This window comes from Rhodococcus sp. Leaf278, from assembly GCF_001426085.1.
GTDB lineage: Bacteria > Actinomycetota > Actinomycetes > Mycobacteriales > Mycobacteriaceae > Rhodococcoides.
Genome location: NZ_LMRR01000019.1, coordinates 15,453 through 29,134, shown reverse-complemented (window position 1 = coordinate 29,134; position 13,682 = coordinate 15,453). Strand labels below are relative to the sequence as shown.

The 13,682-nt window shown below is 60.4% G+C and carries 6 protein-coding genes, 1 tRNA gene and 1 pseudogene; 6 read left to right on the top strand and 2 right to left on the bottom strand.

The genetic code is table 11. From position 1 onward, the window contains the following. The first annotated feature begins 7 nt into the window (after positions 1–7). From ASG84_RS27040 to ASG84_RS16650, 6 genes and pseudogenes are all read left to right on the top strand, one after another. Positions 8–1,171 (top strand): pseudouridine synthase, encoded by a 1,164-nt coding sequence (locus ASG84_RS27040; protein WP_082521045.1) that lies wholly within the window; start codon positions 8–10, stop codon positions 1,169–1,171. Beyond that, positions 1,171–1,854 carry a (d)CMP kinase gene (cmk, locus tag ASG84_RS16670; protein ID WP_057478161.1) on the top strand — a complete coding sequence of 228 codons (684 nt, stop codon included), beginning with the start codon at positions 1,171–1,173 and terminating at the stop codon, positions 1,852–1,854. The genes ASG84_RS27040 and cmk overlap by 1 nt, the downstream gene beginning before the upstream one ends. Further along, positions 1,851–3,299, top strand: a complete 1,449-nt coding sequence (gene der / locus ASG84_RS16665; protein ID WP_057478160.1) for a ribosome biogenesis GTPase Der — start codon at positions 1,851–1,853, stop codon at positions 3,297–3,299. The genes cmk and der overlap by 4 nt, the downstream gene beginning before the upstream one ends. 85 nt (positions 3,300–3,384) lie before the next feature. Then, positions 3,385–3,458, top strand: a tRNA-Pro gene (locus ASG84_RS16660). A gap of 450 nt (positions 3,459–3,908) precedes the next feature. Next, positions 3,909–5,034, top strand: a pseudogene (locus ASG84_RS28780) (integrase). Between the two features lie 151 nt (positions 5,035–5,185). Then, on the top strand, positions 5,186–6,610 hold the full coding sequence (locus ASG84_RS16650; protein ID WP_057478159.1) for a serine/threonine-protein kinase: 1,425 nt from the start codon (positions 5,186–5,188) through the stop codon (positions 6,608–6,610). A 136-nt stretch (positions 6,611–6,746) separates the two neighbouring features. Here ASG84_RS16650 and ASG84_RS16645 read toward each other — a convergent pair whose 3' ends face one another. Both ASG84_RS16645 and ASG84_RS16640 read right to left on the bottom strand, forming a co-directional pair. Next, complete coding sequence (locus ASG84_RS16645) at positions 6,747–7,373, bottom strand: hypothetical protein (protein WP_057478158.1); 627 nt, start codon at positions 7,371–7,373, stop codon at positions 6,747–6,749. A 13-nt stretch (positions 7,374–7,386) separates the two neighbouring features. Further along, positions 7,387–13,638: a hypothetical protein gene (locus ASG84_RS16640; protein WP_057478157.1), complete on the bottom strand. Its 6,252-nt coding sequence runs from the start codon at positions 13,636–13,638 to the stop codon at positions 7,387–7,389. Positions 13,639–13,682 lie beyond the last annotated feature (44 nt).

Genomic DNA, 13,682 nt, shown 5'->3' with positions numbered 1-13,682 from the left:
AAGACAAGTGAACAAGCCCGCTCGCCGTGATGGCACACCGGACCGTAACAAGAGACAAGACCCACGCAGGAAGCCGACCGCAGGTAGGTCGGACACTCCGCGTGACGCACGCCGAGGAGATCGCACCCGCGACGCCGCGCCCCGTGACGGTGCCCCCCGCACCGGTGCACCTCGAACCGGAGGACCCCGCGCAGGCGCACCTCGCGCCGGTGGCCGACCGGCCCCGCGCAGAGGCGTCGAGCAGGACGAGTTCGATTACAAGCCTGCCGACACGGGCATCAACGACCGCAGCAACGACGCGGTGCCCCGTAAGAAGCCGTCGCGTCCCAAGCCGCCGAAGCCGCAGAAGAAGCAGGTTCCGACGACCACGATCAGCAACGCCAAGCCGGCGAAGCACCAGCACACCGATTCCTCACCTCGCAAGCATGTGCCTGCCGGTGAAGGTGTTCGTCTGCAGAAGGTGCTCGCGCAGGCCGGTGTCGCATCGCGTCGCGCGGCCGAGGAACTGATCGCCGACGGCCGCGTCGAGGTCGACGGACGCATCGTCACCGAACAGGGCATCCGTATCGATCCGAACATCGCTGTGGTCCGTGTCGACGGCACCCGCGTCGTCGTGAAGGAAGAGCTTGTTCATCTCGCGATGAACAAGCCTCGTGGATGGCAGTGCACCATGTCCGACGATCTCGGGCGCCCGTGCGTCGGCGATATCGTCTCCGAGCGCGTCCAGGCCGGGCAGCGACTGTTCCACGTCGGCCGCCTCGATGCGGACACCGAGGGGCTGTTGCTCTTCACCAACGACGGTGACCTTGCTCACCGCCTGATGCATCCGTCGTTCGAGGTCTCCAAGACCTACTTGGCGACGCTGTTCGGCACCATTCCCCGCACACTCGGCAAGCAGCTGCGTGAGGGCGTCACTCTCGACGACGGCCCGGTCAAGGTCGACGGCTTCCAGCTGCTCGATATCTCGGACGGCAAGTCGCTCGTCAAGGTGACCCTGCACGAGGGCCGCAAGCACATCGTGCGTCGGTTGTTCGACAAGGTCGGCTTCCCGGTCGGACGCCTCGTACGTACCGATGTCGGCAACATCGTGCTCGGCGATCAGCGTCCAGGAACACTGCGAGTTCTCGGCCGCGGAGAGATCGGCAAGCTCTACGAATCCGTAGGCCTGTGATGAGTGCGCTCGTCGTGGCGATGGACGGGCCTTCGGGCACCGGTAAGTCGTCGGTATCGCGTCGGCTCGCGGCGGCACTCGAAGCAAGCTACCTCGACACCGGCGCGATGTACCGCGTCGCGACGGTGTGGGTACTGCGCTCGGGCGTCGATCCCACCGATGCAGACGGAGTAGCGAAAGCTGTTGCGGCCCTGCCTCTCGAGATCGGGAAGGACCCACTGTCCGAGACCGTGTTGCTCGACGGTGAGGACGTCAGCGGCGAAATCCGCGGCGATGTCGTCACCAAGGCCGTCTCGGCGGTGTCCGCAGTGCCTGCGGTGCGTGAACTGTTGGTGCAGCTGCAGCGCGACCTTGCGAGCTCGTCGACGCGAATCGTGGTGGAGGGTCGAGACATCGGTACCGTCGTGCTTCCCGACGCCGACGTGAAGGTGTTCCTCACGGCGTCCCCGGAAGCGCGGGCGGAGCGTCGCAACAAGCAGAACATAGAGCAAGGTCGCGGCGACGACTACGAACTCGTGCTCGCGGATGTGCAACGCCGTGACCATGCAGATTCGACACGAGCAGTGTCACCGCTTCGTCCCGCCGAGGATTCGGTGATCGTCGATACCAGCGAGCTGGATCTCGACGGTGTGATGGAGCGTTTGCTGCTTGTGGTCAATGACAGAACTGGAGCAGTGCAGTGAGTGAAGAATTCTTCTCCGGCGCAGCGGAAACCGCGGGCGACGGAACGTGGAGCGACGAGGGCGAGTGGGAGTACGTCGACCTCAACGAGGGCGAAGACGGCGAAGATGCCGTTGCCGTGCCGACTCTCGCCGTGGTGGGCCGACCGAACGTCGGCAAGTCGACACTCGTCAACCGCATCATCGGCCGCCGCGAAGCAGTGGTCGAGGACGTTCCCGGCGTCACCCGCGACCGCGTGTCGTACGAGGCGAACTGGAGTGGTCGACGCTTCCTGGTGCAGGACACCGGCGGTTGGGAGCCCGACGCCAAGGGCCTGCAACAATCCGTTGCGCGGCAGGCCGAATTGGCTATGAACACCGCCGACGCGATCCTGCTGGTCGTCGACGCTCGTGTCGGTTCGACGACGACGGACGAGGCTGTGGCACGCGTGCTGCGCCGGTCGAAGACTCCGGTTCTGTTGGTGGCCAACAAGGTCGACGACGGTCGCACCGAGTCCGAGGTTGCCGCACTGTGGTCTCTGGGTCTGGGGGAGCCGTTGTCGGTTTCGGCCACCCACGGCCGCGGTACCGGCGATTTGCTCGACCGTGTGCTCGAGGCACTGCCCGAGACACCACGCGAAGGTATCCCCGGTGGGGGACCGAGGCGTGTCGCTCTGGTCGGTAAGCCGAACGTGGGCAAGTCCTCGCTGATCAACAAGCTCTCGGGTGACGAGCGCTCGGTGGTGCACGACGTTGCCGGTACCACCGTCGACCCCGTCGACTCGTTGGTCGAATTAGGCGGCAAGACATGGCGATTCGTCGATACCGCAGGCTTGCGCAAACGCGTCAGCCATGCCAGTGGTGCCGAGTTCTATGCGTCGCTGCGCACGAAGTCCGCTATCGAAGCCGCCGAGGTCGCGATCTTGCTCATCGATGCCTCACAGGTGATCTCGGAGCAGGATCTGCGGGTGCTGAGCATGGTCTCCGATGCCGGCCGCGCGCTGGTGTTGGCGTTCAACAAATGGGACCTGGTGGACGACGATCGTCGTCAGCAGCTCGAGAAGGAGATCGATCGCGATCTCGCTCGGGTGCCGTGGGCGCAACGAGTGAACATCTCGGCGCAGACGGGCCGCGCCGTCCAAAAGCTGGTTCCCGCCCTGGAGACGGCTCTGGAATCGTGGGACAAGCGTGTGCCCACCGGCAGGTTGAACACCTGGCTCAAGGAGGTCGTGGCGGCCACTCCTCCGCCGATGCGTGGCGGACGTCTGCCGCGGATCATGTTCGCGACGCAAGCCAGCACGAGGCCACCGACGTTCGTACTGTTCACCACCGGGTTCCTCGAGGCCGGCTACCGCCGCTTCATCGAGCGGCGACTGCGTGAAGAGTTCAACTTCGATGGCAGCCCCGTGCGCGTCTCGGTGCGTATCCGTGAGAAGCGGGAACGGCCGGGCAAGGGCAACAACCGCTGACGTTTCCCGGCCTTGCCCCTGAGCAGGCGATTTCCTCTCAGGGGTGGGGCTGGGGTAATCTCAGCAAGCGCCTTTCGAGGCGCGGCGGGCTGTGGCGCAGTTTGGTAGCGCACTTGACTGGGGGTCAAGGGGTCGCAGGTTCAATTCCTGTCAGCCCGACACAGATAGATGCAGGTCAGAGGCGGTTTCGGAAAAATCCGAGACCGCCTTTGTTGGCTCAAAATGGGGTTCCGTGCCGCTCAGTGTCACTACTCGTTCCTTAGTCGATTTTCGATGTCCATAGGCGTCCGCCTCGACCGCGCTGACTGAGCCGAGATTTCGGACGCTTCGAGCGGGGTGAATCTCCAATCCCGGATCAAACTGTTGCGGGAACCGTTCGAGCCCTGACAGCGGTTAGTCACGCGCGTTCGCACCGAGCGATCTGGACCCCAATGCCGGGTGGTTCAGTCAACCTAGCAATGGCCGATGTCAACCTCGTAAATTGCATTTTCCGCAACGTCTAGGGCAAAACGCCAGTTCAGCACAGTTTTGCTCTGCAGACGTGCCGGTGACCTGCGCTAAAATGCTCGCATGGTCTCCCGACCAGGCTGAGCGCCTGCGACACCCGGTATCGTGGGCATCCCCGCGAGCGTCGGGTCGGTGGCTGTCGAGCCGGAGATCCCGCCTGCTGTCGCGAAGCGGATCGCCAGCGCTGTGCAATCCTCCCGTTCCGAGGGAACCCGTAGGACGTACGCGGCCGCGTGGAGACGCTTCACCAGCTGGTGCGAGACGAATGGTCACGTGACGATGCCGGCGCACCCGATCACCGTCGCCGCCTACCTCGTCGACGCCGCCGACACTCGAACCGAAACAGGGGAGCGGGCCTACGCCGTCGCCACCTTCGGCACCTGGATCGCCGCGATCAATTACCAACACCGGACAACCGGGCATCTGTCTCCTTCCGCGCATGAACTCGTGACCGCTACGCTGTCCGGGATCCGGCGGGAGTACGCCGCAGCGGGTGACCGACCCCGCACCCCACGGGACCCTCTGCTGGTCGATGACATCAAACTTCTTGTGGACACTGCTCGACGGCGGTGCTGCGGCTGGCCCGACGAGGTCCTGGAACGCCGCGATTCTGCTACTCGGGTTTGCCGGTGCGTACCGCCGCAGCGAGTTGTCAGAGATGGTGTGTGGGGACGTCGCCGTACATCGGCACGACGGCCTGCACATCCGGCTACGGAAATCGAAGACCGATCAGGAGGGCAGGGGAGCGGTGAAAGCTCTGCCGTTTACCGAGTTCCACGAGACCTGCCCGCCCTGCGCCTACGTCCGCTGGATCCAGGTCGTCGCCGCGTTCGATACCGGCGGCCGACCGTCCGTGATCCGCCTACTTCGGAAACGGGAACCGTTCACCGAACACGTTTGCCGCGGGGGAATACCCCCCACCTCAGCACGGGCACCCCTGCTCAGAGCGATTGCGAAGAACGGCAACCTTGGTGCTGCACTCTCCGGTGCCGCGATTCACCAGACCATCCGCCGTCGCGCAGAACACGCCGGGTACGACCCCACCGCGCTGACCAAACTGGGCGGGCACTCGCTCCGCGCCGGCTTCGTCACCCAAGGCACACGCAACGGTGCCGACGGATCCGACATTGCCCGACAGACCGGTCACGCCAGCCTCGATTCCGTCGAGGTCTACCGTCGTGAGCACGCACCATTGGTCGGCAACGCGGTCACGAATATCGGGCTGTAGCGACCAAACTGAACGGAATTGCGTTCGGTGCATCTGCGCGGATGGCGGATACAGAATTTGCAAGCTGCACGTAAGAGCCGGGTACTGGCATTCCTACGGCCAGCACGACTTCTTTTTGTGCTCCTTTCCATTAGTAGAGAGTAGTAGTTTCATGCATGGCGAGCAGTTGACGGATCCGGATACCGGCGTTCAGTGGATCATCGACAGACGCACGCGTCTGGGCCGCGGCGGCTACGGGCAGGTCTTCGCAGGCGTGTCCGACAGCGGTGTGGACGTGGCAATCAAACAGATCTTGGTTGACGATCGAGACCTGGACCGCGCACTACTGCGCGAGGGCGAAATTGCGACGGTAATACGGGCCGCGACGTCCAGTACGGACCATCTGATGCGGCCGCATTCGGCGATCTTCCACGACAAAAGCTTGTACATTGTCATGCCGCGAGCTGCGAGATCACTGGAGGACTATCTCAAGAGTGGTCCAGTCGACCGCCCCCTGGCTGTGAACATTCTCATGGATATCACGAGGGGACTGCAGGAGCTGCAAATTTTGGGCGTTATTCATCGAGATCTCAAGCCCGCGAACATACTAGAGATTAATTCTCACTGGGTGCTGTCGGACTTCGGACTTTCCCGAGACTTGGCGGCCTTGACCGCTTCACATAGTCTGCACGGCTTGGGTACACCCGCATACATGGCACCGGAAGTTTGGAAGCTTGACCCGAAGACCACCAAGTCAGACTTCTATTCACTCGGTATCATTCTTCACGAGTTAGTCTCAGGCAAAGCGCCTTTTGTCGGTCCGGCTAGTGACGACTATCGCAATCAACATCTCAACTTAACGCCTCCAGACTTGCCTGACGGTGTGCCCCCGGTCTTCCGCCGATTGGCGACGCGACTGCTCTCGAAGAGTCCTCATGAGCGACCGCAGGACGCACGCGCCGTGCTTGAGATGCTGGAACGCTCAACTGCACCGTTGTCCGCCTCGCAGAACGAGCTGGCGTCCGCCGCTGCAGCGCAAAGCCAGAGGGCCTCTGAGGCTGAAGCGCGAACTGCTCAAGCGAACGCCCACACTCAATTTCTTGACGATTTTCGAGTACAGGCCGGTGCGGATCTGATCGGCATACTGAGCGAAGCGGAGGAGGGTGCACAAGCAGCAGATCCCGAGGCCAAGCTGTGGGATGACGGAGCGCAGATACATCTGGGGCTGGGGCGTGCGATTGTCACATTCGTGATTTGGCCGTGGACTTCGCACGCGGCGCTGTCGAACAAACTGGAGGGCACCCACGTCCTGTTTGGGGGTGCTGTGTACACGTCTCTTACGAGGGCAGAACCGGACGCCAACATCGCATTCGTGTTCAACGCGCAGTCAAAAAGGGCAAGCTGGGTAGTACAACGCTTCAACCATTCCGGGTCAGACGGACCACGAGGTCATGATCAGAGAACCTACCCACCGATCATCGAAGAACGCGAGACCGCTTACGTAGTCACGATGCGTCACTATGTGACGAACGACGTCCCCCTAACCCCCGACGAGGCATTGCGCCTGCTAACCGACGCGGTGAATGCTCTTGAATAGCTATTGCAGCACAGTGCGGCTGGAGAGCGCAGTGGCTGCTTTCGACCGACTCCGGTGTATCCGCATACCGCCAGACGTAGCTTGCACGGTATGAGCGAGGAAAACTCGCGATCCCGTCGCCTCGGCGGCAGCACACCTATTGCGGTTCTTGGTTGGACTGATTCGTAGCAAGTACTGTCTTAGCGTGTGAACAGATCCTGATCACCCTGTCGAGGGCACGAGTTGCCTCGTCGGTTTGGGTCAGTGGATCGTCTTCGATATGACTCGATGAATAAGTCCTCCGTATTCGCGTTATCTGGGCGAGTACACCTGACTCTTCGTCCTCGATGTGGGATGCCGCTTCGATCCACTTGGCTTCCCTGGTTTCAGCTATTGCTGCTGCTTCCACAACGAGCGTGCGTGCGACGTCGCGGGCAGCCGTTTCGAGTTCTCTTGCGGCTTTAAGAAGCTCGATGTTCTGGTCGCTGCCCTGAGGTGGGTCATCCCCGAAGTGATTGAAGTAGCTCCATTGCGGCTGATCTGGTGAAAGCCGCTCTAGCGTCCGGTAGATCGCCTCGAAGGATTCCATTGGGCGGGGTGTGGTCGGGTAGTGCCTACGGAGCGTCCACAGCTGTTGTATCTCGTGTGCGCATTCACGCTCCAGCGCTGGTCGTTCGGCGGCGCTCACGTCGTCCAACCGGGTGATCATCTCGGCGATGTGGTGTGCCATCCACCGGCCGAGGATGTCGTGCGATTGGAGCGTGGACGCGATCTCTTTTCCCAATTGGAGCGTAGATTCATAATTCTGTCCGAGCTCCGTTGTCGTCGATGACGACAATTGCGAAGGCTCGATCGATTGGGGTGTCGTCGTCGCCGCGGATTCTTCTCCCGGAGTCGTCATCTCGGTATCTCTCGATTGTTGCTTTGACTATCAGATTCATCCCAGTATCGCGCAGGACTGTGGACAGGACTGTGGGGTCGATCGCTAGTCGACTGCCGTCGGGTCCGTGTGATCTTCCGTGTCCTACATCTGTGCGATCGTCCCAGACAGCGCTTACGAATACCGGTAGATCGGATTGCGTTCGTGTCCAGATGCGTTCGTCTTCATCGGGGGTGACGTTGAGGAGATCCTGTATGTATGGTGCCGGCCGAGGACTGGGGTAGGTGATCCCTCCGGAGCGGGGGTCGGCACCGTCGGCCCTGGGTTCCTGTGTTCTGTCATCGATCCAGGCGCGTAGTATGAACGCCGAATTGCTGATGTTCCTCAGGTCGTCAGGGTCATGGCTGGGTAGGCTGAGGTCGTAAGAGTCATCGGCCGTTTGCATTGCTGCTAGCAGCGATTTCGCTCTGGATCGCGACACTAGCGCGCTTTGAATCGTTGTGATCTCTCCTCCTTTCCCCGCGGCCTGGGTTGCGTGCTGCCATACGACGAGCAGGTCGCTCCCCGGTGGCGAAAGCAATTTCGCAGGAGAACCTGCAGACTCGAGCCAACTGGCATCTTCTGTTGCTCTCGCCGTAAGAGACAATTGATCGGAGGGGGTGGCGTCGCGGCGGTCCGCCAACCATCGGCCGTCGTTGCGAGTGGGTCGTTCTCGATAGAGCCAGAGCGTAAAGTCATCAACGTCGGAGTAGGACTCGCGATAGACCGTCGATGTGTCTATGAGTTCCCCGGCGACCGTCATCAGCGCGTGTAGCGACAAATAGAAATTGAGGTCGTGCGTGCTGGGACGGTCGTACTTGAAAAGGTGTGTCTTGCTGTCTGCGAACAAGTCCAGTTGGTGTCGTGGATCGCCGCTGGCGCGTCCATCGTAGTGCGGCCATTCAGCCGCAATCAGATCGCTGCACAGGCGCTCGACTTCATGAGGGTCAGCTCCAAAACACCTTGCCAGTGGCTCGATCCAGTGCTCGGTAAAGTCCGTCATGAAATGGAAGTCGACTTCTGGGGCGTTCATGTAGTTGTTTTGAGAGTGTGGTCTTTGGTGGCGAGAGCTCGCGACTGGCGCAGTGGAAGGTTGATTGATCTCCTGCAAGCGCAGCCGCTCGGGGCCTGTCAGGCTTATGGCGTTGTGAGCGTGGGCTTCTAACAAAGTCCGGCGCGCGGATTCTCGGAGGAGCACGTGCTTCTCGTCACCCCCCAGCGTTGCGGCGCGCAATAGTTGCTCGAATGGTTGCAGCTGGCGAGGGCGCGAAGTCGAAATGCGCTCCAGAGCAAGAAATAATCTCTGCTCAGCGTGCTTTCGGTAGAACGGCAAACGGTGATCTACGAAAGCTGTGATCGGCGCACCACATGCAAAGTGGCTCAGTTCCGTAAGCGCCTGGTCAAGTTCGAACTCGCCGAGCAGCTTGACCGAATGTGTTGCAAGCCAGCCATTTTTTTCATCTGGACTGGCCAGCAATGTCCATAAGTAGCCCGCAAGGGAGGTGACGACGTCATTGGGTGGTACCAGTTCGTCGGTCCATGGCCCGTCGCTGGTCTCAGGCTCGATCAGATATTCGAGGTCGGCCACGGCGACGTTGTACGCCATCAGCGCGTCATCGGGGGACAGACCCTCGCCGAGCACACCGGCCAACGTGAAATATTGGGTACTGTTCAACGTGTTGTTTCGAGTGCCAAGATCTTGCACAGCTGCCGCCATGAGGTCCTCGGGAGCTCGGTGTGACAGTTTCGATAGAGGCTCCAGTGCTGCAGGTCCCCAGCTGTTGGTGAGTATCTCTTCGGCGAAGCGGTGTACGAGGGTGTCCACGAGTCGGCGGCAGGCTGCGCTGGCTGCTTCCGGCAGGTCAGGCACGTTCAGCAGTGCATCTACGAGTTGGCGGTTGTGGTAGAAGCTGATTCTGGTGTTGGCGGCGATTCCGTTGATCGTGGTTGCCCAGGTTCTTCGGGGTTGCGAGATGATCTCGTCGGCCAGGTTAGACATGTCGTACGCGCGGCCGGATTCTTCACTTATGGCGCGCGCACGATCCAGGTCGGCCGGATTCGTCAAATCGAGGGCCTTTATCAGTGCTTCCGCCCTCTCGCGCCGATGGTCGACATCGCTCGTGTCGTTGCGGAAGATCGAAGACCTAGTCGGTGGATACTCCTGGCTCTGGTAGACGTGTCGGGTCTTGGCACCGTAGACGGTCGTGCTGAGGTCGAGTTGGAATTTGGCCGCGAGTTCGTCGATTGTGTCGAAGAAGGTGGTCGGGTGTGTTGCGGCCCGGTCATGTGCGCTGAAGGCTTCGAGCAGATTTTGTGGGGATTCAGCTGCGTGGAGTGCAGGACCGACAAGGCTGCTGATGTCGGAATTGGGCGCGAGCGGAGTGAGCGCCAGAGCTTCGAGTGGATGGTTGCACAGTGCGCTGTCTGGATAGTTGACAAGACCATCCAAGACCCGGGTGAATACACCCACGTTTCGATTTGTCCACCGTGAGGCGGTACTGACGGCCGCGGTTGGGCTGAATCTTGCGACCATTCGGATGGCGTCGGAGAAATCGAGCGAGTCTCCCGAGTATGGGTAGAGGGCTTCGATCAGTTGGCACGCCTGGTAGGCGCGTCTGGCGGAGTGATCCGCTCGTACGGCCTTTGATGCGATCTCACTGAGGTTGCGAATAACCCGCCATCGCTCGTAGGCGTCGTCGCCTATCCGGTCGGCGGTGTCGACGGCTTTCGCCCAGTACTGCCCAGCTTCGTCGGCGTCGTGGCCTCGGATAGCCCTGGCAAGGTTGACGAACGAGGCTGTACTTTCGTCGGCGTCCAGTTGCGTGTCTTTGATTGCGGTCGAGACTGCTCGTGCCGTTGCATAGAGTAGGTCGTCCATCGGCTGTGAACGGCTGGCGAGTCGGATCACATCGATCAGGGTATCGATGGGGAGACTCTCACGAAAGGTATTGAGCCACTCGGTGTATGCGCTGAGGTTGTCGTTATTCGGTTGGTTTACCAGTAGTTCGGCACCGAGGTGGGCAACATCACGCAGGTAACTGTAGGGCAGGCTGTAGTTTCCACTGCGCGGTCGCCTTTTCGGCAGGCTCTCGAATAGCGCGCGGAGGTCGATTTGTTGGTTTCGAGTCGACTTTGCCCACGCTCGCGCCCATGGGATCAGTGGCGTTATGTTGTCGGTGGATTCCGAAAGTCGTTGTGTTCGTCCGCTCTTAGCGTCCATCTCTTGAACGAGATCTGGACTCGCGAGATCGACTACATCGAGTTCGGTGTTCTGGAGCATTTTGCGCAGTGCCCACGCCTTGACCGTCGTGAGACGCTCGTCGTTCAAGCGGGACGCAATTCCCTGCGGTGCCTTATCATTCAGATAGCTATCGAGTATGGCGAGAGCGTCTGTATCGGTCAGCAACGCATGGCGTTCTGCGCAGGCGAGTGTCCATACGATCGCGGAAAGCATGTGGTGCGTCTGCCTATTGCGCCCTGACTGGCTTGGCAACGCGTCGGTCCGATCCTGAAGCATGCCGACAATGACCGACGTCGCGGAGTAGCTCAGGTAGTAGCCAGATCGCCCGGCCCGAGCGGCGATCGCAAGCTGAAGGTATTCCAGGTCAACAGACGAGTCGACCAATCGATCAAGCTCTTGGAATCTACCCGCGTCGATCAGCCTGGCTGCGACTATCAGGCCAGGTTCGAATGCTACATCCGCCGGTCTCAACCACCGGCGCAAATAGTCTGCGCAACCCTGCGGACCATCGACGTTCAACGTCCCGAGTGCGGCTTCGGCAATGTCAGCAGATTCGATCCGTTGGTCATTGTGCAGACTTCCAGGTAACCGAGTCCATGCAACTAGCCATCCGTGCGCGCTGCGCAGGCGGTTGCGCGCTGCGGTCCTTGTAGATGCCCTTACCGATAGAATCGCGCCTTCGTACACTTGATTCATGCCCGGCCAGTCGCTTCGCAGAGTGCGGTTCGCGACGAGGTCTTCGACGGACTGCTCGTCGAAGTAGGCACCAGCTAGATCGGTGTTCTGCGTTATCAGCTTTGTCCGCCGGGTCTTCCCCGCTGTCAAAGACCCGATTTTCAGAGCAAGGAGCGTGGCCGAAGAGTCGTCACTTTCCCTCAGCGAGGCGTTGAGGGCAAAGCGGGTTCGTTGGAATTCAATCTCGGCGCGTTCGATGTCGTTCGTGTGTGGGAGGCCGTCCTGTGTCAACGCTATGGCCACCAGATCATCGAATCGTCTCGCATCCCAAAGTATTTGAGGTAGAGATGCTGCTACGTAGGCATTCGCTTCTGCGAGTGGCCGTAGGCGCTCGATGAATTGGTCTAGGTCTGCACCTCTGGGCTTGTAGTTGTCCCTGAACCATGTTTCCGTTGGTTCGTCACGGAATTGGAGCACGTCGACGTTGAGCATCAGTGGACGACCGAGGTCTGCGACGAAACTGCGGATTGTGGCCGGATCGATCCCGTACAGCTGCGCGATGACGATTACGGGCAACCTTGGCCTGAGAGAAGCCAGAGCTTGACAGATCGAATCGATATCCCGACTCGACGTTGCGTGGTAGGTGTCGCGAATCTTCCGAATTTGTAGATCGATGAGCCGGTCGAGCGCAGCTTGTGGGGGCAATGGCTGCTCACCAAGCATCATCAGACACTCGTTCACGCTGTCTGATTCATCTATACAGAGCGCTTGAACGCGCGGGTTTCCGCCGGTTCGGTCATGAAATTCGCGCGTGTCAGCGAGGCTCGCCTGTGGATAGGTCTTCAGCAGGTGCGCTGCGGACTGCGAGGATGTGAAACCGTCCAGTTCTATGTGGAGAGCCTCGGCAGGTGGTTTTAGTAGGCTGCGTCGCTCGGTGCGGCAGAGCAGCACGATCCGGACATTCGTCGGTGCACGCTCTCGAAGAATGTCGACGACGAAGGATTGTGTACTTCCGAATTCAGCTGCTGCCATGACGGCATTGTCGGCAGCATCAATTGCTATGACGAGTAGACCGCCGGGTGAACGCGCATCTAGGGTTCTGCTCGACTCGCGAAGCCTAGCCATGAAGATGCGCATGTAGTCCTGGGCCGATGCGCTTGCGCTCGGTAGAACCACGTTGCACAGATCACGGCTGGCAAGCTCGTTTGCGATCTGAATGAGCCCTTGCTTGTGTTCATGTCGGGGTTCGCTCGAGCGGCGGTATCCGCCGGCACCGAAACAGTCGTACGTGACGCACTGCGAACCGATCGGCAAGAGCTCGGCTAGTGAAGTTGTGAGTACTGTTTTCCCGACCCCGCCTGCAGCGTGAACAATCACGTTTTCACTTGTAGAAACTATTTGTGCTGCGATTTCCTTGAACTCGACGCGTTCGACCACTTCCCTAGGGGTGTCGAAGCACGGCGGCGCGGGGAGTAGCGAGCCCAGGTCGGTGCCGAGTGCAAGGAGGACGTCGTCGACACGGACCTCGGGCACGGCGGCACCACGGGTGGTCGCGCGCACCGCGATAATTTCTTTGAGTCGCAATGGGCCATCGGGTGGGGAGCCCGGCAACAGGTTGGTGACGTCGATGTGGAAGGTTTGAATCAGTGGCAGCAGGTCGGGAGCGCGATCGTCGAAACGAAACGCTTGGCAGAAGGCCTGGCATTCAACGTCATCGAGTTGCAGGTAGCTCTTGAGCAGCGAGACCTGCAGAGGATCGGCTGGTTCAGGATTATCGACCGCGACATCGCCTAGCGCTGTGCGCACCTTCGCTGTCGGTAGACGGTTGGTGACCATCTCGAATCGGACCTTCGACAGCACAGCTGGGTAATTCTGAATGAGGTGGTGGAACTTCTTACCGAATCCCCGGAGTGTCTTCTTCAGTTCCGACATGGTGATCTCGTCGTCGAGCCTCACAGTGGTATGTTTAAGCTGGCTATACACCACGGAGGTGGCTGCGGCGACAGATTCCGAACCCCGGTATTCGGCGATATCGATGACCTCAAGCCCGTCATCGGATTGGAACTCGTCGAACTCGTTTCCGGCCACTCCTTCGATCGAAACCGCTACCAGATCCGAACCAGGGCGCAGCATTTCCAGACAACGGCGCGCTGCCCAGTAGTAGTGAAACTGGTCGCCGTCTCGTGAAGAGCGGAGCAAGTCGGTGTCGGCCATCGCAGCCAGTAAACCGTACGAGACGAGTCCAGTCAGGGTTGTGA